This window comes from Vibrio sp. 1562 (assembly GCF_033340155.1).
In the GTDB taxonomy this organism is placed as follows: Bacteria; Pseudomonadota; Gammaproteobacteria; order Enterobacterales; family Vibrionaceae; genus Vibrio; species Vibrio alginolyticus.
Map to the genome: position 1 here is coordinate 1 of NZ_JAWOVY010000622.1, position 566 is coordinate 566.

General features: G+C 48.1%; 1 protein-coding gene. It reads left to right on the forward strand.

Translation table 11 applies throughout. The features are described from left to right. A partial coding sequence (locus tag R7Z49_RS26740) for a catalase (protein ID WP_318112691.1) occupies positions 1-566 on the forward strand: 566 nt, incomplete at both ends.

Here is a 566-nt window from a genome sequence, read left to right on the forward strand (position 1 = left end):
CCGGATCGCAAAGTGGGCACCATGACGCTTAATCGTCTGCCGGAAAACTTCTTTTTAGACACCGAACAGTCGGCATTCGCACCTTCAAACCTGATCCCAGGTATTGAGCCATCGGAAGACCGTTTGTTGCAAGGCCGTTTGTTTGCTTACGCCGATACTCAGCTTTACCGCTTAGGCGCGAACTTGTTCCAGCTGCCAGTGAACCGTCCGTTAACGTCTGTTAGTAATCATAATCAAAATGGTTTGAGCAATAACGCGCAGCTGAGCAATGGGGACGTAAATTATGAACCAAGCCGCAAGCTTAACTTGGCTGAAGACAATCAGTTTAAAGCGGTAGAAACCAAGCTCGTCGGTACGGTTCAGCAAAAAGCGATCAGTAAACCACGAGATTTCTATCAAGCTGGCGTGTTGTACCGCAGCATGAATGAACAAGACAGAAGCGATCTGATTGCTAACCTAGCGGGCGACCTGAATAAGGTAATGGATAAAGACATCAAAGCGACGATGGTGAGCTACTTCTATCGTGCAGACAAAGAATACGGTTCGCGTCTTGCTGAAGCGACCGA